This window comes from Cytobacillus sp. MT66, from assembly GCF_058792595.1.
In genome coordinates this window covers 1-26,510 of the sequence record NZ_JBXAFB010000008.1, presented here as the reverse complement: position 1 = coordinate 26,510, position 26,510 = coordinate 1, and the positions used below count along the sequence as shown (strand labels likewise).

General features: G+C 36.7%; 29 protein-coding genes and 1 pseudogene. 15 read left to right on the top strand and 15 right to left on the bottom strand.

The window, feature by feature from the left end; translation table 11 throughout:
* Window positions 1–4: 4 nt before the first annotated feature.
* The 4 genes from AC1Q59_RS15150 to AC1Q59_RS15135 all read right to left on the bottom strand — a co-directional run bounded on the left by AC1Q59_RS15150 (window position 5) and on the right by AC1Q59_RS15135 (window position 1,156).
* A complete protein-coding gene (locus AC1Q59_RS15150; protein ID WP_492366691.1) occupies window positions 5–115 on the bottom strand; it encodes a DUF2922 family protein in 111 nt (36 codons plus the stop codon).
* Window positions 61–219, bottom strand: a complete 159-nt coding sequence (locus AC1Q59_RS15145; RefSeq protein WP_492366887.1) for a hypothetical protein — start codon at window positions 217–219, stop codon at window positions 61–63. Before AC1Q59_RS15145 ends, AC1Q59_RS15150 begins: the two co-directional genes overlap by 55 nt.
* 40 nt (window positions 220–259) lie before the next feature.
* Window positions 260–472, bottom strand: a complete 213-nt coding sequence (locus tag AC1Q59_RS15140) for a DUF1659 domain-containing protein (RefSeq protein WP_492366690.1) — start codon at window positions 470–472, stop codon at window positions 260–262.
* A gap of 174 nt (window positions 473–646) precedes the next feature.
* Window positions 647–1,156 (bottom strand): hypothetical protein, encoded by a 510-nt coding sequence (locus AC1Q59_RS15135; protein WP_492366689.1) that lies wholly within the window; start codon window positions 1,154–1,156, stop codon window positions 647–649.
* Window positions 1,157–1,572: 416 nt separating this feature from the next.
* On the opposite strand from AC1Q59_RS15135, the gene AC1Q59_RS15130 reads away from it, so the two are divergent.
* Window positions 1,573–1,989 (top strand): hypothetical protein, encoded by a 417-nt coding sequence (locus tag AC1Q59_RS15130; RefSeq protein WP_492366688.1) that lies wholly within the window; start codon window positions 1,573–1,575, stop codon window positions 1,987–1,989.
* Window positions 1,990–2,125: 136 nt separating this feature from the next.
* On the opposite strand, the gene AC1Q59_RS15125 is transcribed toward AC1Q59_RS15130, so the two are convergent.
* Genes AC1Q59_RS15125 through AC1Q59_RS15115 form a run of 3 tightly spaced genes read right to left on the bottom strand, consistent with a single transcriptional unit; the run spans window position 2,126 to window position 4,548 of the window.
* Window positions 2,126–2,860: a gamma-glutamyl-gamma-aminobutyrate hydrolase family protein gene (locus AC1Q59_RS15125; RefSeq protein WP_492366687.1), complete on the bottom strand. Its 735-nt coding sequence runs from the start codon at window positions 2,858–2,860 to the stop codon at window positions 2,126–2,128.
* Window positions 2,850–3,161 carry a hypothetical protein gene (locus AC1Q59_RS15120; RefSeq protein WP_492366686.1) on the bottom strand — a complete coding sequence of 104 codons (312 nt, stop codon included), beginning with the start codon at window positions 3,159–3,161 and terminating at the stop codon, window positions 2,850–2,852. The genes AC1Q59_RS15125 and AC1Q59_RS15120 overlap by 11 nt, the downstream gene beginning before the upstream one ends.
* Window positions 3,162–3,177: 16 nt before the next feature.
* Complete coding sequence (locus AC1Q59_RS15115; protein WP_492366685.1) at window positions 3,178–4,548, bottom strand: TRAP transporter large permease subunit; 1,371 nt, start codon at window positions 4,546–4,548, stop codon at window positions 3,178–3,180.
* Between the two features lie 232 nt (window positions 4,549–4,780).
* Between AC1Q59_RS15115 and AC1Q59_RS15110 the strand changes: the two genes are divergently transcribed.
* The 3 genes from AC1Q59_RS15110 to AC1Q59_RS15100 all read left to right on the top strand — a co-directional run bounded on the left by AC1Q59_RS15110 (window position 4,781) and on the right by AC1Q59_RS15100 (window position 7,356).
* On the top strand, window positions 4,781–5,518 hold the full coding sequence (locus tag AC1Q59_RS15110) for a GntR family transcriptional regulator (RefSeq protein WP_492366684.1): 738 nt from the start codon (window positions 4,781–4,783) through the stop codon (window positions 5,516–5,518).
* 110 nt (window positions 5,519–5,628) lie between these two features.
* Complete coding sequence (locus AC1Q59_RS15105; RefSeq protein WP_492366683.1) at window positions 5,629–7,014, top strand: acyclic terpene utilization AtuA family protein; 1,386 nt, start codon at window positions 5,629–5,631, stop codon at window positions 7,012–7,014.
* A gap of 18 nt (window positions 7,015–7,032) precedes the next feature.
* Window positions 7,033–7,356 (top strand): DUF4387 domain-containing protein, encoded by a 324-nt coding sequence (locus AC1Q59_RS15100; protein WP_492366682.1) that lies wholly within the window; start codon window positions 7,033–7,035, stop codon window positions 7,354–7,356.
* A gap of 621 nt (window positions 7,357–7,977) precedes the next feature.
* Here AC1Q59_RS15100 and AC1Q59_RS15095 read toward each other — a convergent pair.
* Together AC1Q59_RS15095 and AC1Q59_RS15090 are read right to left on the bottom strand one after the other, a co-directional pair.
* Window positions 7,978–8,565 carry a recombinase family protein gene (locus AC1Q59_RS15095; protein ID WP_492366681.1) on the bottom strand — a complete coding sequence of 196 codons (588 nt, stop codon included), beginning with the start codon at window positions 8,563–8,565 and terminating at the stop codon, window positions 7,978–7,980.
* 235 nt (window positions 8,566–8,800) lie between these two features.
* Window positions 8,801–9,280 carry a hypothetical protein gene (locus AC1Q59_RS15090; protein ID WP_492366680.1) on the bottom strand — a complete coding sequence of 160 codons (480 nt, stop codon included), beginning with the start codon at window positions 9,278–9,280 and terminating at the stop codon, window positions 8,801–8,803.
* Window positions 9,281–9,576: 296 nt separating this feature from the next.
* On the opposite strand from AC1Q59_RS15090, the pseudogene AC1Q59_RS15085 reads away from it, so the two are divergent.
* The 3 genes and pseudogenes from AC1Q59_RS15085 to AC1Q59_RS15075 form a co-directional block, all read left to right on the top strand.
* Window positions 9,577–9,781 (top strand): annotated as a pseudogene (locus AC1Q59_RS15085) (recombinase family protein); the annotation flags it as partial.
* Between the two features lie 298 nt (window positions 9,782–10,079).
* A complete protein-coding gene (locus tag AC1Q59_RS15080) occupies window positions 10,080–14,177 on the top strand; it encodes a HigA family addiction module antitoxin (RefSeq protein WP_492366679.1) in 4,098 nt (1,365 codons plus the stop codon).
* Window positions 14,174–14,485, top strand: a complete 312-nt coding sequence (locus AC1Q59_RS15075; protein WP_492366678.1) for a hypothetical protein — start codon at window positions 14,174–14,176, stop codon at window positions 14,483–14,485. The genes AC1Q59_RS15080 and AC1Q59_RS15075 overlap by 4 nt, the downstream gene beginning before the upstream one ends.
* A gap of 1,081 nt (window positions 14,486–15,566) precedes the next feature.
* Here AC1Q59_RS15075 and AC1Q59_RS15070 read toward each other — a convergent pair.
* Window positions 15,567–16,559: a helix-turn-helix domain-containing protein gene (locus tag AC1Q59_RS15070; protein ID WP_492366677.1), complete on the bottom strand. Its 993-nt coding sequence runs from the start codon at window positions 16,557–16,559 to the stop codon at window positions 15,567–15,569.
* Between the two features lie 626 nt (window positions 16,560–17,185).
* On the opposite strand from AC1Q59_RS15070, the gene AC1Q59_RS15065 reads away from it, so the two are divergent.
* The 4 genes from AC1Q59_RS15065 (at window position 17,186) to AC1Q59_RS15050 (ending at window position 20,174) form a co-directional block, all read left to right on the top strand.
* On the top strand, window positions 17,186–18,325 hold the full coding sequence (locus AC1Q59_RS15065; RefSeq protein ID WP_492366676.1) for a tyrosine-type recombinase/integrase: 1,140 nt from the start codon (window positions 17,186–17,188) through the stop codon (window positions 18,323–18,325).
* Window positions 18,326–18,742: 417 nt separating this feature from the next.
* Window positions 18,743–19,075, top strand: coding sequence for a nucleotidyltransferase domain-containing protein (locus tag AC1Q59_RS15060; RefSeq protein WP_492366675.1), 333 nt, complete (start codon window positions 18,743–18,745; stop codon window positions 19,073–19,075).
* The gene (locus AC1Q59_RS15055) at window positions 19,053–19,460 is read left to right on the top strand and encodes a nucleotidyltransferase substrate binding protein (RefSeq protein ID WP_492366674.1); all 408 of its coding nucleotides are present in this window, start codon (window positions 19,053–19,055) and stop codon (window positions 19,458–19,460) included. The genes AC1Q59_RS15060 and AC1Q59_RS15055 overlap by 23 nt, the downstream gene beginning before the upstream one ends.
* A 441-nt stretch (window positions 19,461–19,901) precedes the next feature.
* Window positions 19,902–20,174 carry an HU family DNA-binding protein gene (locus AC1Q59_RS15050; protein WP_492366673.1) on the top strand — a complete coding sequence of 91 codons (273 nt, stop codon included), beginning with the start codon at window positions 19,902–19,904 and terminating at the stop codon, window positions 20,172–20,174.
* A 769-nt stretch (window positions 20,175–20,943) separates the two neighbouring features.
* On the opposite strand, the gene AC1Q59_RS15045 is transcribed toward AC1Q59_RS15050, so the two are convergent.
* A complete protein-coding gene (locus tag AC1Q59_RS15045) occupies window positions 20,944–21,414 on the bottom strand; it encodes a hypothetical protein (RefSeq protein ID WP_492366672.1) in 471 nt (156 codons plus the stop codon).
* 108 nt (window positions 21,415–21,522) lie between these two features.
* Window positions 21,523–22,050: a MarR family winged helix-turn-helix transcriptional regulator gene (locus tag AC1Q59_RS15040; RefSeq protein ID WP_492366671.1), complete on the bottom strand. Its 528-nt coding sequence runs from the start codon at window positions 22,048–22,050 to the stop codon at window positions 21,523–21,525.
* Window positions 22,051–22,728: 678 nt separating this feature from the next.
* On the opposite strand from AC1Q59_RS15040, the gene AC1Q59_RS15035 reads away from it, so the two are divergent.
* The 4 genes from AC1Q59_RS15035 (at window position 22,729) to AC1Q59_RS15020 (ending at window position 24,434) form a co-directional block, all read left to right on the top strand.
* Window positions 22,729–23,094, top strand: coding sequence for a hypothetical protein (locus tag AC1Q59_RS15035; RefSeq protein WP_492366670.1), 366 nt, complete (start codon window positions 22,729–22,731; stop codon window positions 23,092–23,094).
* Complete coding sequence (locus tag AC1Q59_RS15030) at window positions 23,052–23,534, top strand: helix-turn-helix domain-containing protein (RefSeq protein ID WP_492366669.1); 483 nt, start codon at window positions 23,052–23,054, stop codon at window positions 23,532–23,534. The genes AC1Q59_RS15035 and AC1Q59_RS15030 overlap by 43 nt, the downstream gene beginning before the upstream one ends.
* Window positions 23,535–23,678: 144 nt before the next feature.
* Entirely contained in the window at window positions 23,679–23,903 is a 225-nt protein-coding gene (locus AC1Q59_RS15025) for a hypothetical protein (protein WP_492366668.1), read from the top strand.
* 279 nt (window positions 23,904–24,182) lie between these two features.
* Window positions 24,183–24,434 carry a DUF805 domain-containing protein gene (locus tag AC1Q59_RS15020; RefSeq protein WP_492366878.1) on the top strand — a complete coding sequence of 84 codons (252 nt, stop codon included), beginning with the start codon at window positions 24,183–24,185 and terminating at the stop codon, window positions 24,432–24,434.
* A 137-nt stretch (window positions 24,435–24,571) separates the two neighbouring features.
* On the opposite strand, the gene AC1Q59_RS15015 is transcribed toward AC1Q59_RS15020, so the two are convergent.
* The 3 genes from AC1Q59_RS15015 to AC1Q59_RS15005 all read right to left on the bottom strand — a co-directional run.
* Complete coding sequence (locus AC1Q59_RS15015; protein WP_492366667.1) at window positions 24,572–25,024, bottom strand: flavodoxin domain-containing protein; 453 nt, start codon at window positions 25,022–25,024, stop codon at window positions 24,572–24,574.
* Complete coding sequence (locus tag AC1Q59_RS15010) at window positions 25,024–26,067, bottom strand: ribonucleotide-diphosphate reductase subunit beta (RefSeq protein WP_492366666.1); 1,044 nt, start codon at window positions 26,065–26,067, stop codon at window positions 25,024–25,026. The genes AC1Q59_RS15015 and AC1Q59_RS15010 overlap by 1 nt, the downstream gene beginning before the upstream one ends.
* A gap of 29 nt (window positions 26,068–26,096) precedes the next feature.
* Window positions 26,097–26,510 (bottom strand): ribonucleotide reductase barrel domain-containing protein (locus AC1Q59_RS15005; RefSeq protein WP_492366665.1); only part of this gene is annotated, 414 nt, incomplete at its 5' end.

Sequence of the window (26,510 nt, the reverse complement as noted above, 5' to 3'; positions counted from 1 at the left end):
ATGGTTACGGTAATTCGATATCTGAAGTTGTACGATCAATGACGCGAGCGCTAACTGCGCTTACAAGATAACCTTTGCCTGTTTCAAAGGCATTGGCCTGAACCATTTGCTCCATGGCAGTTTTAATTTCTGCTGGGGTAAGTGATTCTTTTGGATTCTTAATAGTAATTTTTGCTGATCCAACTCTGCATCAAAGTTTAGTTCCATTGTTTTGGCCATCTCAGTTTATCCTCCTTTCTATTTTTCTATAAATCTTGAATTAGAATAAATCGTTGGTGTTAACGGTTGAATAAGAAGCTGTTCCCTCATAAAGGCTGGCAAGTGCAGCAGCTCCAGCAACAAGCTCATCCGGAGTTGCAACTTTTCTGATATTGGAATACGTATAACGCTTCACAATTGGCTTACCATCCTCGTCGATACCTTCTTCAACGGACAAAATAAGTGATTTTTTCACTAAAATTTCATTAGCCATTGGTTATCCCTCCTTTCTTAATGCCAATATATCAACTGGGGTAGGGAAAGCTCAAAGTTGCTTTCAGTATGAAAACAGTTTGGTAGTGAGGGGTTTTTGATAAGGTTTTAAAAAAACGTCCTTTTATATATGTTTTTGGCTTAAAAAGCAAAAATAAAAAAACAGGGAATTATTTTACCCTGCAGAAAAGATCCAGCTTTTTCTATGAGGTTCGTGAATTTCTCCAAAACAAAGTTCTATGAATCTAGCATTCTTTAGCTGCTCAAAACTGAACCTTTCAGAGTGAAGAACAGGTACTTGGTGTGCTGATAACTGGATGATTGTTTTGCTTGGGGATTTTTTTATAAATGAATGGATTTCCTTTGCCAAAACCCATCCGGTTCGTGCCTGGCGGCCAATAGGCTCTCTAGCGGAAAATGGAACTAAGATGACGCCGTAGGATAGGGCAATAGGAACTTGCTGCTTTCTTCCAATGAGGTCTCCGTAACGTCGACGGTTAGTTGCAATACTTGTCCCGAAATAATTCAGGAGCTTTCCCAGAAAAGAGTTACACGATATATTAAGGATTTCAGTTGATCCGTCTTTAAAAAACAACTTAACGGAAGTACCTGCACTATTTTCATATACAGGGATAAATGCTTCCCCCGATTTTAAAAATTCCTCAATTTTCTTTTTCCAAACCATTGAACTCATCCCTTCCAAAATTGGTGTTTTCCACTTGAAAAATTAACTATTTACATAGAAAATAACCTACTTGTGCCAAATAGGCTAATCTGTTTTCACGCTGAAAACACCCAAAAACCTGTAAAAAATGATCGATTTGGGAATAAAAAACAAGCTTTTCAGCCGGGGATAGGGCCGAAAAGCAAAAGTGGTAGTAATGGAAATGTGGGGTTTGATAATATGTCATCTATTCATAATCATATGAAGTTTTGAGGAATAGGGCAAAGTGAGGAAATTTGATTTTCTCAATGTGGTTTGGGGTGGAAATTAAACTTTCCTTAGGTTTTAATATTAATTACTTGAATTTATTAAATCTTTTTAAGTCATAACAAAATATATTATCCCTATGTATATTGGCTAACAGGGAGGGATTTAATATGAAACGATGTAAAGTTTGCAGAAAAAAACCTGGTTTGGAAAGAAGAATCAATTGTGAGGGCATTGTTTTTTGCTCGGATGATTGCTATGAGGAATTTGACAATTCACCGAATGATTTTGATCACCCATATATCGATGATTATGAGGCGCTCCGCTTTGAGTATATAGAGTGGATGAAAAGCTATGAAAAGGACCTTAATAAATCCCTAAAATATGGATCCCCTAAAAAGTCGGAATTATTGGAGGGGATTGAATCTGTGCTGGATGAGTTCGATGATTATTATAGGTTAGAAGGAAACGATGGTGTTTTTTCAATGGAATTTTACAATTATCTAATTGCTCTTGAAGAACTACATGACTTGATTACGAATCGGCAGCCGGATGAAATAATAAAGAAAAATAGTAGAGCCAAATAAAAGGAGGGATTATCGCATGGAATTATTTTATGAGAATGGTAATTTAAAATACAAAGGCGATGTCAAAGATGGTACCTTTAGGAATAAAAAGAGCCGAATTCCTTAAAAGGTTTTCAGCTCTTTAAAGATATTTGAATTAATTTGTACTTGAAACCGTAGCAAACTCTCTAAAAAAGGAAATCCATGTAGTATCATTCTTATATAATTTTTCGGGATGGAATTGAAATCCAAAAACAAACTGATTGTCGTCAGATTCAAAAATCTCAACAATCCCATCTTCCAGGGAGGCTGCGACCGGACTTAATCCCTTTCCAAGTATCCTCATATGTTGGCGGTGAAAGGAATTGACTGAAAGTCGCTTTGACCCAGTAAGGGAATAAAATTTGCTGTTTCTATTTACCGTAATCTCATGAACAGCTTGGTCAGCAGGAATATTCAATCTTTCTTGGTGGTGCTCGATGCCTTCATCGGGAATATTATCAAGGCTTCCCCCTAACACATCATTAATCATTTGTGCCCCTCGACAGAATCCAACCATTGGCAGGTTCTTATCTAGTCCGTAATTAATTAATTGCTTTTCAGCTTCGTATCGTTCTTTTCCGGTTGTATATAGGGTAGATAATTGAGAATTCGGCTCTGATAAAGATAAGAACCCTCCTCCAGTTAATATGAGGGCACTCAGATGATCTAAAGGCGGCAATGAACCATCCTCATAAACAGGAATGAGATAGGGAATGAGCCCTATCTCTTTTACCATATTGATTGTATCTCGTTCAACATATAGTAATGGGTGCCCTGGGTATAAATCATGATCTTGCCCACTGTCTACGTGCATCGTGATACCGACAAAAGCAGTTTCTCTATTTTTCACTTAATATTGCCCCCTCTGTAGGTGGCTCTAAGGGGATTTCAGTCTCTGCCTCTTCAGCATTCAATGTTAAGGTATGTTGATTTTTTAAGTAAATATTCACAATCCCTGCAAGTGTAGCTATTGAGGCTAAACGAATGCCCCATTTCATTGTGTTCCCTGATAACACCGCAACGCTTTCTCCTGCACTTCCTCCTATAATGAGGCTTAGGGTAAAGGCCGCAGCCACAATAAAACCTAATGCCATTGTCAAAATCGCAAGCCATGTGTAGATTTTTTCAGTTAATGAGACTAGAAGATTCATTATATACCTCCTTTTCCTACAATCCGATTATCGGCAGTATACCTGTTAGCAAGATGATGCTGAGTAGAACATGTAAAACAATCCAAACAATTGCTAGTTTGGTTGTTTCCTTAAAGGTGGATCCGGCAATCCCCATCGCAACATATAAACCTAAAGCCAAAGGAGGAGTCATTCCTTCAAGAGCACCTGTCATAGCTGGGAGCAATATCGCTAATAAAACCGGGTCTCCACCTATTGAGCCAAACACCGCAATCATGGCACTTCCAAGAATTGCCACCTGAGCAGATCCAGGTAACACCATCCCGAGAATCATGAAGAACAGAGGTAAAATAATAATGATTGCTATTTGATTTAATCCAAAAGAAAGGAACCAATCTCTTACAACATCATTCATCTGTAAACCAATAAAAATTTGTGAAATCGCATAGGCCATGTAAATAGTAACACCGATAGGCACAACCTTAAGCAGTGAGTCTGTAAATATATTTACAATGTTATGCCAATTTATCCGGCCTGAAGCTAATGATTTCCTTCCAATAGTTAATGCATAAGCTCCAGCTAAACCCGGTGTAAACATTAGTACAGAGGATGAAAAAGCACTTGCGCCAGTTTCACCAATACGGCCGATAATAAAATCTTTGAAATTGGAGTCAGCAAATAGAGGAAGGAAAATCAGCACAGGTAATACTAAGGCAGGCCAGCCCTTTGCTAAACTTTTTTTAAACTTTGGCAGTTCCTGCACGGGAACAGGCTTAACCTTATATAGTTTGCACAATGCCCAAAGTGTCAGCCAGCGCTGAACGAAGAACCATAAACCAACTCCATATGCTGCGACCATCCAGCCGCTTAATGAAATACTATCTGGATAAACTTCATTTAAAATCCCAAAAGTTAAAATAACTATACCGGATGGCGGGATGATATTGCCTAACATACTTGAAGACATTTCTACTGATGCTGCTAAAGCTGGCGGAAAATTGGATCGTTTCATCATTGGTATGGTAAATACACCAGTTGCAGCCACGTTTCCAGGACCACTTCCTGAAAGGGCTGCCATAAATGTACTTGATAGTAATGCAACATACCCTGCCCCGCCTTTAACCCTTCCGATAATAGCCAGCATTAAATGAATAATACTGTTTACCACCTTGGTTGCATCAAAAATTACTGCGACTGCCATAAAAGCAAAAATAGCATAAAAGAGTGAACTAGTTGAGGGGTACAGAAGTGATTCCCAGAATAAATCGAAGGATCCAGTGATGATTACAATAAACACAAATGAAAGTGTCATCACTTCGTACATTGGCCGTTTGAGCCAGACAAATAAAATTACTACAAACACAATTAAGGCGATTAAATATAAAATAGCACTCGGTATACCAAACATTCCATTCACCTCCTAAAGATTCACTCGATATAACCACAGCATACGAGGTTATATCAAGTATTTTGATTATAACAAATATTTTTTTGATTTCAAATAGTTTTTAGAATATTTCGCATTTTGCACCCAATAAAAAGAGCCTTGCTCTAATATTATTTAATTTTTTTAAATATTCACCTTTGCATGTACCAAGTAATGGATATAATCAGTTATAATAAGTAAAGAGGTGAAAAAGATGCTAAATAGAAATAAATCGATTCCCTTATACGAACAGCTTAAACAAGTCATTGAAGAAAAAATTAAATCTGGAGAATGGAAGCCAGATGATCAACTACCATCAGAGCGAGAGCTTGTTGAACAATATAAAGTTAGCAGAATCACTGTTAGACAAGCGATTAATCTTGCGGAAAGAGACGGGCTAGTTAAACGTATACATGGAGTCGGGACCTTTGTTACTCAGCCTAAAATCAAACAGGAATTAGGTAAATTTAATACATTCCAATCTACACTCCAGCAACAGGGTTTAATTGCCTCGACCAAACTTTTAAAATCAAGCGTTATAACCAGTGATTTTCAATTAGCCCGGTTGCTTGATATAGACGTTATGGAAAAGGTTATTAATCTTGAATTGGTTGGCTACGGTGATAGCAACCCGATTGTCTATTACAATAGCTATTTTTCATTTTCAGTGGGGGAACAGATGAAGCAGGCTGCGGAACGGGCACTCAAGGAAGAAAAACCTTTTTCTACGCTCGATTTATACCAATCCCTCGATTACGAACCCACCCATGTTGAACAAACCTTCGAGGCCCTATCAACTACTGAACAATTATCAATAATATTAGATGTTGATATTCATTTTCCTTTATTTCGTGTTACATCAATTGTTTATCAAGGTAAGACCCCACTTGAGTTTAAAGAAACCTATTACAGAGGGGACAAGTATAAATTTTTTATCACAAGGCAAATGTAAATTCATTACATTTGCTTTTTTTTAATTTTTGGGAATTGACAAAATATTGTAAGAGTTATACACTTGGTTTAATACTGGTTATAACATGTTATTACAAAAGGAGGATTTTTATGAAGAAAGAGTTGAGGATTCTATGTCCTAATGGACATCTTGGCTTTGCTCCTACAAAAGAAGAAAGTTTTTATATTGGTGCAACAACAAAACCTGATTACTACTGCTGTGATTCCGGAAGTGACGATATCGGTGCTTCCGCACTTGGCGCTAACCGATCCGTAAGTATGTATAAATGGCAAAAACATGATTTGGAATTAATGCTTTTGGCTGCAAGGGAACAGGAAGTACCGATGCTTATTGGCTCTGCAGGAGATACTGGGGCAAATAGCCGAGTGGATATGTATGTTCAAATCATTAAGGATTTAGCAAAAGAACATAATCTTGCTCCTTTTAAACTAGCTTATTTCTATTCAGAGGTAGATAAAAATTACTTAAAGAGCCAGCTGACCAATGAGGTTATCATCGAGGGATTAGATGGGCGAAAAGCACTGACAAAAGAGGATGTTGAAAGGTCGGAAAGAGTTGTAGCTGTAGCAGGTATTCATCCATTCGTAAAAGCATTAGAGATGGGGGCGGATGTAATTATTGGTGGCCGTTCAAGTGATTGTGCCATCTTTGCTGCGGCAGCGATTCATGAAGGATTCCCAGAAGAACACGCCTATTATGTTGGAAAGGTGCTTGAATGTGCTTCGTTCTGTGCCGAACCTTATGGGGCAAAAGAAAGTATTATTGGGACCATCTCGCACCATGATGTGAAGGTTACAGCTATGCATCCAGATCAAAGCTGTACGATAGCTTCTGTTGCGGGGCATGCCATGTATGAAAGATCCAATCCATTCTTTGAATATTTTGCGGGCGGAATGCTGGATATGACCAATTGCCATTATGAACAGTACGATTCAAAGACAACTCGGATAACTGGGCAAAAATATATACCTGTTGAGGGGGATATAAAGGTTAAACTAGAAGGATCCGCGAAGGTTGGAGAGAAATATATCGGCATTGCTGGAGTACGTGATCCTTACACCATCCAAAATATAGATAAAGTGCTAGAAATGGCGCGGGAACAAGTAAAGAAAGAATTTGAGGGAGAATCTTATCATTTGAACTTTAGAACTTTCGGTAAGGATGGCGTCATGGGAGATTTAGAACCAGTTAAAGAAATCAGATCACATGAGCTTGGGATTGTTGTAGAAGGAGTCGCTGATTCAAAGGAAACTGCAGAGGCCCTTACATTATTTGCTACCCGTCAGATATTCTATGCTCGCCTGCCAGAAGTTAAGGGGACAGCAGGGACAGCAGCATTTCTGATTGATGATGTTATCTATGCAGGTGCCACTTACAGTTGGTCTATGAATCATATAATTCCGGTTAAAGATCCTCTTGAACTATTTGATTTACATGTTGAAGAAGTTGGTAAAGATGAATTGGTCAATAGCTAATGAAAAGGAGTGATGATAATGAGAACAGTATCTTTACAGGACCTAGCAAAAACGATTAGATCCAAGAATGCAGGAACAGACAAAATCACATTTGATATCATTTTTAAAGAAAAAGAGACCTATGATCTTGTATGCAAAAGCGGTGTAATTTCGAGGAAATCAGTTGCAGAACTCTACAAGATTTCTGAGGAAAAGATTACGGATTTTGTACAATACGATCCAGCAAATGCTATTAAATTTACAATCTTACGAGATAGGCCAAGTGGTGATCCTGGTGATGGGGATATATTTGGTTCACAGCAGTATCCTCCGCTTTTATCTATACAAATACCTGTTGCGTAATAAAAGAATAATTTAACTAAAGGAGAATCACTATGCTTGTTTCATGGTGGTTCTTCTTTTTGTTAAAAAATAAAAATTACTTGATGTACTCAGTTATATTTTAAAAAAATAAAAATAAAACAAAAAATGTTGAATTATTTAGTGAATGTTATTAATCTGTAAAAAAAGGGTTCATAGCCTTTAATTGTGATTGTTCTCTTAATTGCCATAAATTTCGCCCCTATGAAAAGTCGGTTTAGTATTTTCCGATAATTATACTATTTGCTTTTACAAAACTCTACAAATACTAGAAATTTTGACTCACCCATTAGAAATGGTATGACGAGTTCATAGGATATTGTCCCCAACTGCTGTTCATACTAACTGACACTATCATGCTAACAAAACTCATCACATAATATCCATTAACGAGCCAAATCCGCCTTTTTTGATATCATACTCATCATACAATTCTACAAATTTTGCAAAGGTACTATTCCTTTTTCAATACCTAAACTCGTCATATAACCTGATTGCAGAAGTGGGTTAAAGATATACAATATATAATAGAAGTAACTCGTCAAAAGCAACTCAATAATTGAAAAAATGCAAGGTTTGCGTTCCCTGAATTTTCCATACTGCCTATCGTTTTAGACTCGGCTCCTCCTCTGACAGCCTTCGATATAAAGCCGCCCTCGACACACTTGTAATCTCACAAATTTGTTTAACGGTCATATTGCCCTCTTTGTATAGCTTGACGGCGTAATTCATTCCAGCGTGATTTTTATGATATTTTTTCAGCCGGCCTTTGTACTTTCCTTCCTTTTTCGCCAGTTCAATCCCTTCACGCTGCCGCATCTTGATTAGGTCCCGTTCCAACTGATTCACACCAGCCATGACTGTAATAAGAAATTGGCTGTATGGATTTTCTTCTGACAAATCGAGCCATGTATCCTTAAGAGATTTTAAGTTTGCTTTTTTCTCCCGTATGTAATCAATCAACTTAAATAAGTCCTGCGTGCTCCTCGTAATCCGGGTCAGGTCTGTTACAAAAATAATATCACCTTCCTGCAAATCCGCGAGCATATTTTGCAGCTGCTCGCGTTCTGTTGTTGCTCCGGAAATTTTTTCCTCATAAATTAGATCCATTCCGATTTCATTTAGCTGCTGAAATTGCCTAGATGGATTCTGACTGGTCGAACTGACCCTTACGTAACCAATTTTCCGCAAAAATTCACCTCATTTTTGATACAAGTCTTATGAGACACTCTTATCTATGATTTTATCAGTCTTTTATATTTGTATCAATAGAGTGCAGGTTAGAGACGGATAAAAAAACAATAAGTATTTTAAGATCTTCCACAATCGGTGCTATAACGCTTGAAATGTCATTCGCAGAAATATGTCCAATGTAGATAAACTCAAACAAGGAGCTTAATTTAAAGCTCCTTGTTTTTAAAATTCCTTAGAATTTAACAGCAGACCAATCAAATATTTTTCTGGAACGCTCTATCAACAGCTGGTATCCATAAATGATAAAAGCAAATCCATAGTAAAATAAAAAAAGATGTATACGTTTAAAATTAACTAATTTATAAACGTTAAACTTTTCAAAAATGTAAGTAAGTGGGAATGATAAACTTAAATTCAAGATTAAATTTAAAAGAAGGTAACGTTTAAATTTGCCAAACGTTAAATGAAAAATCCACATTGTACCTGCAAAAAATGGACCATAAATAAAACTTAAATCCATAAAAATGAGTTCTGCGATTCCTCCTTTAACTCTCCACCACTTATACCTATAAGATAAAAAGCAGCCGCATATAACCAGCAAGGAGCAAAAAATGGAAACAGGCAAGTATTTACGAAATGCACTTTTAGGTAAAAATAAAATAGAAGCCCATGAAACGATAAGTAATCCTATTCGAATCAAATTAGTAACCATTCTTTCCCCCCTTTTTTTAGATATTCTTTATCATTTATGGTAAAACCATTCCTCTAAAGTAACTTTGATTTTGTAAAGGTTTCTACTTAAACTATAGGAGTTATATAACGGAATAAAATGTTTTGGTCGATTTTCTAACTTGAGAATCGGCTTTTTTAAGTCTAAAAAACTATAACAGACTATAACAGCCTTATGTGGTGTCATAACTTAAAGGATCTGATACCGGAAAATAAAACAAATAAATAAAGGCATCAAGGGGTGTCATAACCATAGTCATAAATAAAGGGGGATTTTCTTTGAAATATGGCTATGCGAGGGTGTCAACTTTACCTCAAGATTTAGAAGCACAGGTTCAGGCCTTGGAAAAAGAAGGATGCGAAAAAAATTTATTCTGATAAGTTCACTGGAAAGAAAACAGAACGGCCACAGTTTAGCAAGCTACTGCAAGAACTAGAAAAGGATGACTCCTTGGTTGTTATCAAGCTAGATCGTTTTGCTAGGATAAATCAAATGATATAAAAGACCGGCTAAGAGCTCAGAATTTATTGCAAAAACCAATGGAGCCTTTTTGGAAAAGCGGATACTCCAAGGTGTCAACCGGGAAAAAATTGAGTTTGGATTTGTAAATCCTACAGCAAAAAAGGAGTAAAAAAATTTATATTAACCTAAATGAAGTGTTTCTAGTAAAAGAGGAGAGTGAATATCACTGTCCTCTCTTTTATGGTTAAAAAAGAAATTTTTTACAAAAGAATTGACTATTGTAGCGTTGCACAATACATTTTAAGGTAATAAATGATAAATGGAAATAAATACATTTGGAGGGGAAAGCATGAAACAATTTGGAACACTAACTCATCCTGGTGCTTATGTTCGAGAAAACATTATTCCCGCGGGTATGAGTGTCACTGCAGCCGCAGAACGACTAGGTATTGGCAGGGTGGCATTATCAAACTTCCTGAATGGGAAATCGTCCCTGTCCCCGAAAATGGCAGTCAGGTTGGAAAAGACATTCGGTGCAGATCAAAAGCAACTACTGCAATTACAAACTGCTTACGATAGCCTAATGAGGTTACCAGTGGAAAAAGAAATAACAGTACGCGCCTTTGTTCCAAATTTCTTAACGATAAAAGCAAGACAGATTGAGGACTGGGTCAATAGTCAAATTGACGCGCGTAGTCACCTTCCTGTTTTATTGAGAAAATTGGTTCACTCAACTGGCGAAGAACTGCACCAGGTTGACTTCCCGGGTTACGACAATTCACAGCGCAAAGGTTCAGACGGTTTTGTTATAGCGGGTGTCGCTACACCATGGATTCCGGAGGGAACATCCTATTGGGAGTTCGGAACAGATAAGAATCCCGCTGGTAAAGCAGAAAGTGATTATAACGCTCGGTTGACCTCGATTGATCGAGCAGTTCGTTCAGAAAGCAATTTTGTTTTCGTAACACCCCGTAATTGGCATGGTAAGAGAGAGTGGGTGAAGAAAAAGACTGAGGCTGGTGACTGGAAGTCTGTCAGAGCGTTCGATGCGAGCGACATTGAACAGTGGCTTGATCAATCTGTACCTGCACAAATCTGGCTTGCAGAAAAACTAGAATTACCAGTCAGAGGCTACGAAACATTTGAGCAAGCATGGAGTCGATGGGCGAATGCAAGCGAACCCCGCCTAACACCCGAAATATTTGCTCCTTCAATCGACGCTTATAAAGATAAATTTAAGAGGTGGCTTTCTCAATCAAGCAATAAGCCCTGTGTGGTCGCAGCTGACTCACGAGATGAGGCGCTAGCTTTTCTGGCCTGCATGTTTAATGAAGAAGAAATTCGGCGGTTTAAAGATTTAACTGCTATCTTTACATCATCAGGTGAACTCAGGAAGTTAGTTGCCTCACTAATCGATTTTATCCCAATCGTTAATTCGGAAGATGCTGAGCGTGAACTTCTTGATGCCCACCAACGGCTTCATTGTATTGTCCTACGCCCCCGAAATGCGGTCGATACAGAAGCAGACATCAAGCTTGATCTTCTCAGTCACGAAACCTTTAAAAAAGCTCTTACCTCCATCGGAATAGAAGAAGGAGATATTGATAGGCTTGCGAGTGAGTCAGGTCGTTCGCCAACAATTTTGCGTCGCCGCCTTTCTAAGAACCATGCGATTAGGATACCTTTATGGGCTAACGATGATGACAGGGCAAAGGCGCTAGTCCCGATGGCATTAATTGGTGCCTGGTTCGCAGAGTCAGAGGCGGACCGGGAGATTGTGTCGAAGGTAGCAAGTCGAAAATATGAATTGATAGAAGATGACATCGTTCGCCTGCTACGGTTTGATGACAGCCCAGTGTGGTCTGCTGGACGATATAGGGGTGTAACCTCGAAGATTGACGCCTTGTTTGCTATTGAAAGGATGGTTACCTGGGAAGACCTAGATCGGTTCTTTGTCGCGGCTGAATATGTCCTTTTAGAGTCTGATCCAGCCCTAGAACTACCAGAAAAGGATAGGTGGGCTGCCGCTATTTACAACAAAACCCGGAATCACTCGAGTGCGTTACGTACAGGTGTCTGTGAGACATTAGTCATTTTATCGGTCCATGGCAACAACTTATTTCAGAGTCGTATAGGTATGGATATCGAATGTCGGGTGGCAGTATTGGTTCGCAAACTCTTAACACCGTTGACTTTAGAAAAACTACTTTCTCAAAATCACGATTTACCACGCTACGCGGAAGCTGCTCCCGATGAATTTCTTAAAATCATTGATGGTGATTTGCAGCAAGAGAATCCAGTTGTTTACGGTCTTCTCAAGCCGGTTGATAGAAGTCTGTTTGGAGTATCCCCATCTAGAACTGGCCTTCTATGGGCACTGGAGTGTCTTGCCTGGAGACCACAAAACCTCCTGCGCGTAACGACAATTCTTGCTCGACTCTCCATAACGAAAATTGATGATAATTGGGTAAATAAACCAGATGCCAGTCTTAAAGCAATCTTTAGATCATGGATGCCCCAAACTTCGGCATCAACGGAGCAGAGGTATAAGGTGCTAGAGGTGCTTACTAAACGTTTTCCGAATCTTGGTTGGGAGATTTGTATGGATCAAATTAAGCCGGGTTCTAGGATTGGTCACTCCAACTACAGGCCCAACTGGCGCGGTGATGCCTCAGGAGCTGGACAGGTCGTAACGGGAGAAGAGATGTATGACTTTAATCGAAAGGCTTTGAATCTCTTGTTAGCTTGGCCGGCTCAAAACGAAAGGACACTTGGTGATCTCGTCGAATCCCTCCAGAGCATGCATGAGGAAGACCAAACAAAAGTGTGGGATATTATCAGTGAGTGGTCCAAGAATGCTGATGATGCCGGGAAAGCAGAGTTGCGTGAGTGTATAAGGCAGTTTGCCTTTACCCGGCGCAGTCGACACAGGAAACTAGAAGTTGCTACCCGTGATCGTGCTCGTGAAGCATACGATATCCTTCGACCCTTAGACCCAGCCATTCGTCACGCTTGGCTGTTCGTTGATAACTGGGTGCAGGAATCAGCTGACGAGATTCAAGGAGAGGATTATGACTATAGAAAACGCGATGAAAAAATCGATAAGTTGCGACTCGATGCGATGCTAGAGATATGGGACAAACGCGGTTTCGAGGGCTTGTCGGAATTAATCACCAGCAGTGGTGCTGTTGGGGTTATAGGCCGCTATGCCTCATCTTGTATAACTGACTTTGAGTCGAGAGTGGAATTTGTCCTAAAGTGCCTTTCCTGTGAAGGGGATCTAAGAAGTAAATACGAGTGGTGTATTCAGGGTTTTGTTTTGGCAATCGATGACGGGAGTCGCGGTGAAATATTAAGGGCTGTGGCCAATGAGTTGTCAGATGAAGAGAAAAAGCGATTATTTAAATGCGCGCCTTTTCAGGCATCTACTTGGCGTCTATTGGACGAATATGAAGAGTATGTCAGTTTAGAGTACTGGAGGGAAGTGCTCCCTTCCTGGGGTCCGCATTCGCCTTCCGAGCTCACCGAGCTAGTTGATTGTGTTATAAAGGCTCGGAGGCCCCGCGCCGCATTCCATGCTGTCCGAATGGAGTTTAAGGATCTTGAGACTTCCCGACTTAAGAAGCTGTTATACGACGTAGCAACAATTGATGCAGAACCAGCAGGCCATTATAAGCTTGAAAGCTACTACATTTCTCAAGCATTAGATTCGCTCGATGGTCGTACGGATGTCACCTGCGAGGAAATGGCACAACTAGAATTCCTCTTCATTGATGCCCTAGGTCAAAGTGAACATGGAATCCCCAATCTCGAAGCCCAAGTTGGAGGCTCACCTTCACTTTTTGTCCAAGCGATTGCACTTGCTTACAAACGGCGCGACGAAGGTAAGGATCCAAAAGAATGGAGAATTGAAAATCAAGAGCAGCGCATGGCAGTTGCATCGTCTGCATATCAACTTCTGAATAATATATCCAAGATTCCTGGTGCGGATAAAAATGGAATAATCGACACAGTAGCGCTTGTAGAATGGGTTTCAGAAGTGCGCCGTCTATGTCAAGAGTATGGCCGTAAAGAGATCGGTGATCAATGCTTGGGTCAGCTTCTTGCAAATGCACCTATGGGTGAAGACGGCTTATGGCCGTGTCAGGAGGTTTGCGAGGCCATGGAAGTGATATCATCGCCAGATATTGCTAATGGGTTCAAGGTAAAGGTTCGCAATTCTCGTGGTGTTGTATGGCGAGGCCATGGTGGCGAACAGGAGCGAGAGCTAGCAACGAAATACCGCGCCTGGGCGGAGCATCTGCACTTTTACTACCCGTATGTTGGCGCAATCCTAGAAGACATTGCTAAGTCTTACGATAGCGAAGCGAGGTGGCATGATTCAGAAGATAATATTACGAAGAGGCTATGCGATTGACTGCTTTTGGACGTTACCGGAATGAATCGTTATTAGATAAATTATTAATAAATATACCCAATGTAGATTTTGGTCGTAGTAATCCTTTATGGAGGTACTACGAAGTAACTGATGAGGAAATTGAAAAGTTTGGGTTATTGGATCTAGCTAAGTATTTACCTGACAATAACACTGGTAATAGGGATATTGGAAATTACGATAAGAATCATCAGTGGTTTCGCTTTGGAGCAAAACACAATGATATATTTCCTATAATTGGAGATATGATTCGATGGTTATTAAAACTTCCCAACCGTCACACTAGATAAAGGTAACTGCACTCTCTTTAATCCAATAACAAACTAAAGGTAGGGCAATAAACCCTACCTTTTGATCTTAAAAATGCTCATAATTTTGCTCATAGTTTTTTTAATTTCTGTATTGTAATATTTAATTGAAAAATGAAAACCTCTATTATATCAATGATTTTTTACATTTATTTTCTTCTATTATGCATTGATGAATGGGCGGCATGATGTAATAAGGAGGGTGCGTTACATTTGAGATCAATAAAAGGATGACTCCCTATAAATAATATAGGAAGTCAAATTTTTTTGACCACATTTTGACCACGAAACATATATAACGATATATTATTTCATTTTCATTTTATTTATAAAATGTGGACAAACCTTGACTTAACAAGGACTATTTAATTTCGTGTTTCTTAATATTATATATACACCTAAAAGAACGTAAAAAATACAGTTCTAGGGATACTGATACGCTAAGTTCCACAGCTTCTAGAATAAAGAGAAGCGCTTTGTTTTTATTTCATGGTGATTCTCCCATCTTATAGTATTTCCTTAACCCGTTAAATAACGTTGCTGTAAGTTCCTCATATATTACCTCTTCTAAAATCTTTGATGCAAGGAAGTCCTCGATTTTACTTCACAATTGGTTACTCAAAGGTTTTAATTCATCGCATAATAACCATTATACGCACCTATACACCGATTCCCTATGTTATTCTTGCCCTATAATCCTGCTAATCTCGCAGAGTTTATTTCATTTTAAACAGATAAACTCATCATATAATTGAATGGTTAAGAAGCTTATACATAGATATGTTTTTTTATCTTAAGTAACACTAATTCTTTTTTCAGGTAATCGACAGCTAATGGGCAAAAGGAAAGGCTAACTGTTTCTATGAAAAGGGATTGAATCATAAAATATATAGAAAGCAATTTTGCAATAAGTGCAGGGAATAATTGGGAAGCTACTGGCTTTTTGGCTAAAGGAGCATGCCCATAGAGGCTCAGCGTCAAAGTGCATTATTCTATATTTGTAACTGCAAATATGTGTACTTTTTCTCTGCAAAATACAAAATTGTTATGGTGCATCCCCACTTCATTTGTGGGGGATTGCTAAACTATTTAAAGTGTTACTAAGTAACAATTCTTCAATGCTCGAATAACCCTTTTCCTTCATTAATATGGACAATTGTTTCTTTTGCTTTTTACTGACTCTTATTCTAATAATCTCTATATCGCTATCTATATAAATTCCACTTTTACGTTTTTTTACTTCACCTGTTATTAATATTGACTGAATCAGATCCAATATTTCCCCATTGTTATCAGTTTTAATAAGTGAAGGTTTAACTTCTAAAATATAAACATCCTTTTCATCTTGAACCTTTTCAAGCCTCATATTAGCTGGGCTTACTTGCTGATAAATAACGTCTATGACGGTATAAAGATTTGATTTAACAAATTTAGGTGCTTTAAACTTTAAAGCAGCATAACCTTCTTTGGTATTTTGCTTTAAATCCTTAATCTCAAATGCAGGAACAAACCCATTAGTTAGTAGCTCCTCAAAAGTCAAAACTTCATCATGTTCGGTCAGCGCTTCAACTCTTTCATCAGTAATCGCTATAATTCTCGCTAATTCAGTCGAGGTTTCCGCTTGTTTTACAAATGGTTGGAATAGGGTGATATTCCTTTCCTTATCATAAAAATGCTTTTTGCTTGGCCTTGCTTCGATTTCGTGATTCAATTGAAACTCCTGTAAATCGTCCTCGTTTACAAAGTTATAGATTTTTCCCCGAAATTCCTTCTTAAACGCTTTTAATTGCCCTGAACGAATTAATTTATTAACCGTTGTCTGTGAAACTTCTAAGAGTGCAGCAACTTCACTTGTGGTTAGCCCAGGTGGTTCAAGTTCTTGTTTCAGTCGATTAACATCTTCCAAATCAAATTCATAACGCCTTTCAATATACCAGTCATCTTTATTAATTGGAGTTAATTTATTGTCTGCGATATAGTTGTAGATTGTTTGTTTAGAAGATATACCTAAAATTTTCATCACATCATCAACAGTAATAATTTTAGTTTGTTCCAAAACCTAATTCATTCCTTTCTAAAATTTATCTATAGCAAACTATAACCATTATATTATGTAAAAATAAAAATTGTATATTTAAAATTGCGATGGACATTAACGAAATGTTAAAACAGTATATAAATTATTTAGTTTTAGATAAATAATCGATAATAGACAAATTAGTATTTTTCTATTTATCTATAAAAGAATAACAAAAGAAATCCATTATTAATTTATTAAATATATCTTTAACAGACCTTTTTTATTACTTTATGAGTCAGATTAGCTGTAATAATGATAAAACGAAATTAATTATAAAAATAATAAATATAAGAAATTACAAATAAAATTTTTAAGTTAATTTACTAAAAGACAATTCAAATAAAAAAGGGAGATTAAAACATGTTTTATCCATCTGTGTTTTGTGATAAAATTTTCCTGCACCACATAGTAAAAGACGAAAATTTATGTCTATGTGGATTTAAATACAATTCATCTCAGAAAATGAAATGCAATGAACTTCGGAAGATCCGATTTAAACAAATATCGGAGATTAATTGTATCAGTTGCAAATCTAAATTGTACCTTGAATAATTCAACCGCGAAGGGGGAGCTTAATTCTTCTTTGAGGGGAGGAAACGAGTATGGGTGAGTTAATATCATCAAAAGGGAAAGTTTCGAATGGGATAAATACCATTTCTTTAATAAATCAGCTTGAAAGTTCCGAGTATCTTCAGGAACTGATGTTACATACGCAGCAAAATGAGAGAAACTATAAATCAGAATTTGATGGATTTACCGATTTGGAAATGATCTATTATTATGTTCAAAGAAAAACGCATATTCGCAAGGAAAGAAATAAGACCATCAGCACAAAAAGAGAATATCTTCGGACATTAATACAATTCTATCAATACATATTCAATCACCATGAGTTTTTAAAAGTTGATGTCAACGATTTTAACGAGAAAGAGGGTTTTAAAAATTTACGGCCCAGGCATATTACAAATTTCCATAAATATTTAAGTACAGCTTCTTTAGGAAAGAAAGGCAGACCCTATACTCCTGCAACAATCCAGTCTAAGTCAGCTGTCATAAAAGCGTTTTTACGTTGGCTGCATGAATGTGATTATATTGAGTATCCCTTACATGAAAAAATAATAAATACTTCCATTAGTGATTCGGAGATACCAAACAAAGATTTTTATCCGGAAGAAGCATTTCTGATAATCAATTATTATAAAAACCATCCTATTAATTATGCTCTATTAACAACTTTAATGATAACTGGATTGAGAATTACGGAATTAGCAAAAGCAAAATGGAAAGATGTCAGTTACGATGCAAGTACGAATGCGTACTGGATTGAGGGGATAGGGAAGAGAAATAAAAGATTTTTAAAAAGAATTTCCCCTGTTTATTTTGAGAGAATAAAGGGAAGTAGATTAAGAAGAAAGTTAAGTATAACACTTAGTAAAACCGACGAATCTCCGATATTCGCAGATCGCAATCAAAAACATTACTCTACTAAAAATTTAAGTAATTATATTGTTAAAGTTATTCTGGACAGCAATTTACCATTTTTAGAAGGCAGAGAAAACCGGATTACTCCCCATTCATTCCGCCATGCTTACGCTATTTATCTTTATAGGCAGGGGGCTGATCTTTTTACCATTCAAAAAGAATTAGGCCACAGTGACCCGAAAACTACAGAAAGGTACTTAGAAAAAGCTGTAAGGATGGAAAATAGTGCTGGACATTTCATCTCAGATAATGCCTTTTAAAAAAGTTTTCCCTACTTTCAAAATGTAATAAATTCTATTAGTTCTGTAGCCCTAAAGTTGAGTTATGGATTAGCTCTAAAAGTATTGAATAACCAAAGGATTATGAATCATTGTTCGAATGTTAGCTCGCCATATCAATCCCTCTGATGGTCTTTTATCAGGGGCCTACACAATCTATATAGCATGTGGTTTAATTTGAAAAGCCAGAAACTTACCAGGTCTTGTCAGACAATAAATAGGAGTACTTAGAATAGTAAGGGGTATGGAATTAACGTCTGAAATGTATAATTATTTTAATGAAGTTAATGCATATTGTACTGAAATTGGTATTAGTGAAAATAACTTGTGGATAAAACCTTTAGTTTTCTTCTATTATTGGGAAAGTAATTGTAAATAGTATGAATCGAGGTGAGAATCATGATAGATACTCATTGGAATGCAACAGGTATATCAGAACCCTTTATTCGGGAATTACAAAGCTACTGCTCGAAGAATAACAAAATAGAAAAAATTCTTCTATTCGGTTCACGCGCAAGAGGGGATTACCGTCGTTCTTCTGATATTGATTTAGCTGTTTTTACAAAAGAAATATCTCGTACACAGCAAAACTTAATAGAACATGCTATAAATGGAATGTCCACCCCTTTGAAAATTGATGTTATTTTTATGAATCGTCTGAAGAAAGAGAAACTGATTTTCAATATTAAAAAAGAAGGTGTGATTATCTATGAACAAGGAAAGGCTTTATGAGAAGCTTAATGACTATAAACGTGCAACTTCAAGACTTAAGGAAGCAACAGAAATTCAACTAGAGACTGATATTATTTATGATGGAGTTATCCAGCGATTTGAGTTCACTTTTGAGTTAAGTTGGAAACTTATGAAAATGTTTTTAGAATATACAGGGATCACTGAAATTAAAAGTCCTAGGTCAACCATTAAGGAAGCATTTACTTATGGTTTAATTGAGGACGGAGAAAAGTGGATTGATATGATGGTAGATCGAAATAAAACCTCTCATCTTTATGATGAAGAAGAAGCTAAATTGATTTACGAGAAAATTAAGAGTAGTTATAGCCATCTTTTATCCAACCTGTATGATATATTGGAAAAAGAAATTACAAAGATAAGGTAAACAGTCGTTTTCGTAATGAAATATTCAAATAGACTGTGATGTCGCCGGTTGGTTCCTTTTTCTTTGGAACGATCTAAGCTTCGATCTCGAATGCTCTTTTCTGAAATAATCACCTTTTTCCACTATATTACAAACACGTGGAAATTTCCGTATAATATTATCTAAGATGATGAGTAAGCTATGGCATCATAAGATGTGTGGTTAGTGGCCAAAGAATTAGAAGAAGGAATTAATCAAATAAGAAGAGTTGTTTCTGATTTTTTTAACAAAAACAGTTTAAACAGTGATGATGACTGTTTAGAAGTAGTTATTCATTAGGCGATCTAGTCTACTACCAAGACATAGTTATACGATTTAAGGAGTTAAATAATTTACTTTTACATCACAAAATTGTATTCTATATATTATTACAAAGTAATTCTAAAATTGGAGTGTATTAAAATGAATAAAACAGAACTAGTGAAAGCTGTATCATCACAAGCCGAACTGTCACAGAAGGACGCTGCAAATGTAGTTGATGCGGTATTTGATACGATCTCTAACACACTTGCTAAAGAAGAAAAAATCCAATTAATAGGATTTGGTACATTTGAAATACGTGAACGTTCAGCTCGAAAAGGACGAAACCCACAAACAGGTGAAGAAATAGAGATTGCTGCTTCTAAGGTCCCTGCTTTTAAACCTGGTAAGGAATTTAAAGAGGCCGTTAAATAACAATATATATTAAATGGTATAAAACACTTCAAGTTTGGAGTGTTTTTATTTCAATGAAATTAATGTTCATTTTTTTGAACAGACTGAGCCCATAACCCAAATAGGGGTAATACCAGCGTCCATACAAGCACGGGTAGTACCAGTGAAGCTGTCACCATCTCCAATAAGAAAACGTCAAAATTACAATAATTGATTGCGGAAAGTTGAAGGGTTCATAAGAGTTGAAAAAATTGATCTTTACCAATGCCCTAGAAGCAATGCCTCGACAATGAAACAATAATATGTAAAATAAACTAGCTTTCCATTTTTCATTATCCCCATAAACCAAGCTCCCTAATGATAGGAAATGGTCTTATGTATTATTTTGACTTCGTTGGCTATGCAGCAGTTTTTATTGGGAGTACAGGATTATTGCTGCTTTTAATTGAAGATGTAAGGGCTTATAATAATGCGAGATTAAAAAAGGAATGAAAAACAGCGAAAATATTAGGATGTACCAATCTATCATTAGGGATTTTGAACATTTTAGCAAATTTGATTTACAGCAATGGTTTTATTGAGTAGGATACTAAACTCATTGTTTCCGCACTTAAAAAAAATGAGAGAGTTGCCTCTTCATTTTTGTCGTCTCTAGGGAAAGAGAGCATTGTTTAATCGTTAAAAAATACCTAGACATAAAAAACACCATTCTTTCAAGCATTTTACTGAAAGAATAGCGTTTTCATTGAATTTATTAAAAAATAGAGTTAAAAAAGCTTGATTTTCCATTTCAAGGACTCACATTTTTACTATGACCAAGATTAACTAAGTATTGAAAACCATAAAGAAGTGATGCCCTTAAAAAATCAATTATTAAATATTGGGTTTTGTTTATTTTTTTCAAATTAAATATTTTATATTGTTTAACCAATTTGAGACCACCCAAATAGATAAAGAAAATATGAAGAATTATATTTAAAATAAAATATTGTAGTGTTTTACCATAATTCATTTTTAACATCCAAAGACTTGTGATAAGGTATGGACCGAAATTAAAAAAGTCCATACTATCCAAAGGTGGTATTCCTTTATAAAATTGCCACCATTTTTTCTTTTCACCGTATAAATCTATTGCTTTTGTAAATGTACTCATAAAAATTGCTGCTGGTAGATATTTTTGAAATGATTTCCTTCCTAATAATGGTACTGTAAGCCATGGTAAAATTAGCAGCATTATGTAAAATACCTTAGAGTTTTTCACTTTAACCCCTCCAGAGTTTTTAGGATGTTACCTCCATAAAAAAGGTTGCAGTTGCAAATTGTTCTAAAAAACATTATTTGCAACTGCAACCTTTTTTATTATTTTTTTCTAATCTATTTTTTTAATAAGAGTATTCATTGCATTATAAACCCAATTAACATAGTCTTCGCTAATCATTTCTGTACATAGATATAATCCTATCTGTATAAACTTGCTAAAATCACCGTTATTAAATTTCTGCATAGCCTTTTCTATTGCACATGGCAAATCTGGATTTAATTGCATCTGAAAGGCAAGTGCATACACACTGTCTATTACTTTCCACCCATCTTGAGTTAAACTAACTAATCTTATTCGATTGTCTTCTTTACTTTTATTTGTATCCACTAAATCTAGCTTACGTAAATTAGCCACTATCCTATGGGTAGTAGATATGTCCCACAATCCGATTTTGGAAAGACTCGTTATTGTTATTTCTTTTTCAAATTGTAGTATCCAAAGAATTCTAAGTCCTGGATAAGTAATACCAAGCTGATTAGCTATAATCCGTAAGTTTTCTTCAATCCCAAATTGAAGACCACGTACCATGTTTACAATGATATGAATGTTTTTAAACTTTTCAATATTGTTGTTCATGCTTTATAACTCCTTAGTTTATGACTCTGTACTCATTATATCCAATTCAAAATAATTGTTATGGCAGTATTCGTAACGCAAAAATGTGCTTATTGTATTAACGGGACAGTAGTGCTGTTAAATAAAGAGATTTTTAATCGAGAGAGGAGGGGGTGATTCCCCCCCAACCTCTCACACCATCGTACATTATTTATAAGGATTTAAATGCCTGCTGACTTCTTCATAGGGACATCACTAGGATCAGTTTAAACAATGTAATGTTTAATTTTGTAAAAGATAGTTTAGTCATTGTATCTATTTTTTTGGTTTAATATACCTAAATAAGCTAATTCTTCTTTATTTTTTTGGTGTTAATAAAAGCAATTAGGGTTTCTGAAGTGGACGATATTAATTCGAATGAATCGGGCATTATTTCCTACTCCTAATAGGTAAACGAAGACAACATGATTCCACAAGTGAGGGCCATCGGCTTGTTAACGGGGTTAAGTCCCGAAATCTGGGCGTTCTTCCCCAGATCCCTTTATAAAAGAATATATAAAATACATATGTTCAATCAGAGATATTCAGCTAACCTAATACTCGAACGGGATTGTAGTTGAAGAAGGGGGTGCTTTTGTTGGGTTTGTTGAGAATTTTGATTTTTGATGATGCAATAAATAAAAAGAGGAGGTGTTGGTGATGAATCATGAGCAGGAAAATCGATGGGATAGTGTGCAAATCCTTTCTAATATTGACAAAGAAAAGGCAGCGACGGTGTTTAAGACAGCTATCGAAAAATCATTTCATCATTTAAATCTTCCATCGGCATTTTTGTCCAGAATGCGATTGTCTGCTCCTACTATGGATCAGATATCGGACCTTCGTCAGTTGGAAAGAAAGATCCAAGAGGCATTTGACGAGGAAAAAGAAACAACCTTTGAATTGATTGTGGATTATATCGACAAAATCAGTACTTTAAGTAAAGAGGATGCTGAAACACACGGAAAAAATTGTATGCATCCATGCTTGCTCAAAAAAGGAAACCCACTAAAAAGTTTTATGTAACCACCAGAAGGGGAGTTTACACACTTTATTTAGCAACAGAGTTTGCAGAAGAAAAGAAGACCTACTACAGCACCACGGAAGCAACGGAAAAATTAGGATTAAGTGACCAAACAATACGTCGAATGTGTGATAAGGGTAAGTTTAAAGGTGCCTATAAAACAGAAGGTGGACATTGGAGAATCCCTGAGAACACCTTTATAACCAGTCCGAGCAAGACAAAAAAGCCAAAGAAGTCTTCCGGTGGATTGATGCAAAAAACCAAGAGGCGGGGGAAGTCGATGCATTTGATTTATGATGCTCCTCGACCCCCAAAAGTTTTTATTGATACCGCGGTTCTATGCGGTGCGATTCGGGTAGATGGTGTAAATCGGAAAATCCTCCAGGCTTCCCGACTCTCCGATTTGTTTGAGCCGGTGTTCTCGAAAGTCTGTCTGTTTTGAGTTTGTTCGAACCGCCACCAACGGACTTGGCAAAGGCGATAATACGATGAAAATGACATCTGAGAATTTTTGGATATTTTTTTAAATCCAATTTTTGAGTATTATATGCACCTACCAGTCAACCGCCTTGTAGGACGGTACAGTGTGGAGGAGACCATTATACGGGAAAACTGGCCAATTGGTAACGTGCTGGTGGAGTTAAGCGGATGTGACCACGAAACAGCCAAAAGAATTGCCAGTTCACAGGAAATGTCCTCACCCCTGCACCGCTTTGAGCAGGATGATTTTCATGTATGGGTTACTGCCATTGAGCAGCATTGTGACTACATACTAACCACCAATCACCGGCGTTTTCCGTTTTCCATCTGAAATCGGAGCCATAAGGCGGATTCATCCGAGTATTCTTAAGACCACCTAACCAATCCATAAATACAGATTTCTTTAGGTAGGGGATTCCTCTGCCTTTTTGTTATAAATAAGATTTATTTTTTTATAACAGAATGTGAATTTGTTTTAAAAATTGGTGAATTGATACAGATTCAATTTCAGGCCTTCTCAACATAATAACTTTCAAGTTCTTCTATTTAACTTAAACTAATTCTAATCTTTATTTAGCACAAATACCCTTAGGGAATGCAGAACAATTGACTGTTATCTCTGTTTATCAAAATAGGTCTTCGCCTATGTCTAGATACATTTCTTTCCGTATTAAGAGATAATAAGAGTTACGCAAAATGTTATGGGCTTACTATTCCTGCTCGTTTCTTACCTTTTTGGATAGTGATACTTGTTCCATCACTTGTTTTAACAGTTATAAGGATCCGCGATACAGGTAGAATTGGCTGGATGATGACTTTCAATAAGATCAGTCTTCCACAATCGGGCCATATTTTGGAATAAAGCGATTCAGGGGGGAGTAATAAGGTTTACCTTATTGATAAAAAATAGACTGATCGCTAAGAATTGATCAGTCTATGATTTTATTTTCACTCATTATCAAGTAAGGTTTGCGAGGATCTTTATATTTTTTTGGATATTTATACTTGTATTTTCTTCTTACTAGCATGTCTTACAATTGATTCAACAAACAGCTGACAGCGATAAACATCTTGTTTTTGTGGCATTAGCTCGACTTTCAAAGTAGCAGCCAAGCTGGTGTGAACGTAAAGCATATCCCGAAACAAATCGACAGCTCCACAATAGTTTGGGTAAAAACTATCTCCTGTTCCGAAAACTGCTGTAAACATATCTTTTCTATTAAGCGATTCAAACGCATGGTATAGTCGCCACATTTCCTTTGGGATCTCCCCAATTCCCCACGTGTACGTACCTATTAAGATTGTATCATATTGAAGCAAATAAGATTCCTGAAACTCTTCGATCCGGTACATATCTGTGTCCAATGATTTTATCAGGGAAATGCGATAAATTTCCTCAGCTAATTCTTTTGTATTTCCTGTTACTGAGGTATAAACAATGGCAAGCTTCATTACAATTCATCAAACCCATTAGACTGTGAGACCTTTGAGTACGTTCTTGACTTTTGTTCAAAGAAATCTGACTTTGTCGTATTCATCATTTCATCACTAAAAACTTGAATCCAAGGCATTGGGTTTCTTCTTTCCTCATAAAGATTGTTTAAACCAAGCTGTCTTAATCGCTTGTTTGCAAGATATTCGACATACCCTTCGAATTCTTGTAGATCAATCCCTGTAATATCAGCCAAAATGTAATGTGCCCATTCTTTTTCAAGTTCGACTGCCTCGTTAATCGTTTCATACACATATTCAATATTTTCTTCCGTATTTAGTTCAGGGTTTTCGGTTAAAAGAATACGAATAAATTGAGAAATAAAGTAGGCATGCTGCATTTCATCCCGTTGAATATAACTGATCATGGTACTGGTTTTTAACATTTTTTGCTGTCGGGCTAAGTGATAGAAAAAAGCAAATCCGGCATAAAAATAAATGCCTTCTAGATTAATAGAATTCACACTTAACTTAAATAAGGATAGTGGCGTTGGGTTCTGTCTAAAATCCTCATAAGCATTTAAGATAAGCTGATTTCGCTTCCTTACGATAGGGTCACTTTTGGCTTGGTTAAACCTTTGATTTTGTTCATCAATAGGGATGAGCGAGCTAAGTATATAAGAATACGATTCATTATGAACGGCTTCTTGCTGGGAAATGACCGCAAAGATCGCTTTAAAACTGGAGTCTGTCACATAATCCATGACTTGACTCATTGTCGGTGTTTGTAAGCTGTCCAGCGAAGCAAGCTGTGTATTGATGCGCAAAAAAACATCTTTTTCCTGGTGGCTAAGCGACTCCCATTGTTTAATATCATCCTGCATATTAATTTCTTGTGCTTTCCAAAAGTTAGCTAGCAGCGTTTGATACAAATCGTACATCTGAGGATAGGCAATATCGTTCCAATTGAGAAGACCTGAAGACCTTCCATTAATAATCCCAGTTGATTTATTTGGATATTCAGGATTTAATAGTTTTATTTTCGTTAATGGTGTATGAATCATTTTGTGATGCTCCTCTTATCGTATATTGACTAACTATGGCATGCTTCACATTCTTCAATCTCACTTTGAGATGTGCTCCTAACGTAATAGGTCGTTTTCAAGCCTTGACTCCATGCATCTATATGAAGATTTAGTAAGTCTTTTGCTTTAATATCATGACGAACATAAAGGTTAAAGCTAATTGACTGATCAATGTGGCGTTGGCGTGCTGCATTTTGCCGAATGCTCCAGCTCTGGTCTAGTTGATTTCTAGTTCGGCGATAATAGTTATAAGTGTTATGATCCAAATCAGGCGCGGTTACCTTAAACTTAAAGTTTTTCTTTTCCTCCGCGTACTCTACTGCATACAAAGGATCAATCCCATCCGTTGAACCGCCAATTTTTGCTGTAGATGAATTTGGGGCAATAGCCATCATCCATCCATTTCGAACACCATATTGGGA

Bases quoted from the DNA above. Each gene is read 5' to 3' on its own strand.
- AC1Q59_RS15150 (WP_492366691.1), bottom strand. From the start codon at position 115: ATGGAGCAAATGGTTCAGGCCAATGCCTTTGAAACAGGCAAAGGTTAT.
- AC1Q59_RS15145 (WP_492366887.1), bottom strand. From the start codon at position 219: ATGGCCAAAACAATGGAACTAAACTTTGATGCAGAGTTGGATCAGCAA.
- AC1Q59_RS15140 (WP_492366690.1), bottom strand. From the start codon at position 472: ATGGCTAATGAAATTTTAGTGAAAAAATCACTTATTTTGTCCGTTGAA.
- AC1Q59_RS15135 (WP_492366689.1), bottom strand. From the start codon at position 1,156: ATGGTTTGGAAAAAGAAAATTGAGGAATTTTTAAAATCGGGGGAAGCA.
- AC1Q59_RS15130 (WP_492366688.1), top strand. From the start codon at position 1,573: ATGAAACGATGTAAAGTTTGCAGAAAAAAACCTGGTTTGGAAAGAAGA.
- AC1Q59_RS15120 (WP_492366686.1), bottom strand. From the start codon at position 3,161: ATGAATCTTCTAGTCTCATTAACTGAAAAAATCTACACATGGCTTGCG.
- AC1Q59_RS15115 (WP_492366685.1), bottom strand. From the start codon at position 4,548: ATGTTTGGTATACCGAGTGCTATTTTATATTTAATCGCCTTAATTGTG.
- AC1Q59_RS15110 (WP_492366684.1), top strand. From the start codon at position 4,781: ATGCTAAATAGAAATAAATCGATTCCCTTATACGAACAGCTTAAACAA.
- AC1Q59_RS15105 (WP_492366683.1), top strand. From the start codon at position 5,629: ATGAAGAAAGAGTTGAGGATTCTATGTCCTAATGGACATCTTGGCTTT.
- AC1Q59_RS15100 (WP_492366682.1), top strand. From the start codon at position 7,033: ATGAGAACAGTATCTTTACAGGACCTAGCAAAAACGATTAGATCCAAG.
- AC1Q59_RS15090 (WP_492366680.1), bottom strand. From the start codon at position 9,280: ATGGTTACTAATTTGATTCGAATAGGATTACTTATCGTTTCATGGGCT.
- AC1Q59_RS15080 (WP_492366679.1), top strand. From the start codon at position 10,080: ATGGAAATAAATACATTTGGAGGGGAAAGCATGAAACAATTTGGAACA.
- AC1Q59_RS15065 (WP_492366676.1), top strand. From the start codon at position 17,186: ATGGGTGAGTTAATATCATCAAAAGGGAAAGTTTCGAATGGGATAAAT.
- AC1Q59_RS15060 (WP_492366675.1), top strand. From the start codon at position 18,743: ATGATAGATACTCATTGGAATGCAACAGGTATATCAGAACCCTTTATT.
- AC1Q59_RS15055 (WP_492366674.1), top strand. From the start codon at position 19,053: ATGAACAAGGAAAGGCTTTATGAGAAGCTTAATGACTATAAACGTGCA.
- AC1Q59_RS15050 (WP_492366673.1), top strand. From the start codon at position 19,902: ATGAATAAAACAGAACTAGTGAAAGCTGTATCATCACAAGCCGAACTG.
- AC1Q59_RS15040 (WP_492366671.1), bottom strand. From the start codon at position 22,050: ATGAACAACAATATTGAAAAGTTTAAAAACATTCATATCATTGTAAAC.
- AC1Q59_RS15035 (WP_492366670.1), top strand. From the start codon at position 22,729: ATGAATCATGAGCAGGAAAATCGATGGGATAGTGTGCAAATCCTTTCT.
- AC1Q59_RS15030 (WP_492366669.1), top strand. From the start codon at position 23,052: ATGCTTGCTCAAAAAAGGAAACCCACTAAAAAGTTTTATGTAACCACC.
- AC1Q59_RS15015 (WP_492366667.1), bottom strand. From the start codon at position 25,024: ATGAAGCTTGCCATTGTTTATACCTCAGTAACAGGAAATACAAAAGAA.
- AC1Q59_RS15010 (WP_492366666.1), bottom strand. From the start codon at position 26,067: ATGATTCATACACCATTAACGAAAATAAAACTATTAAATCCTGAATAT.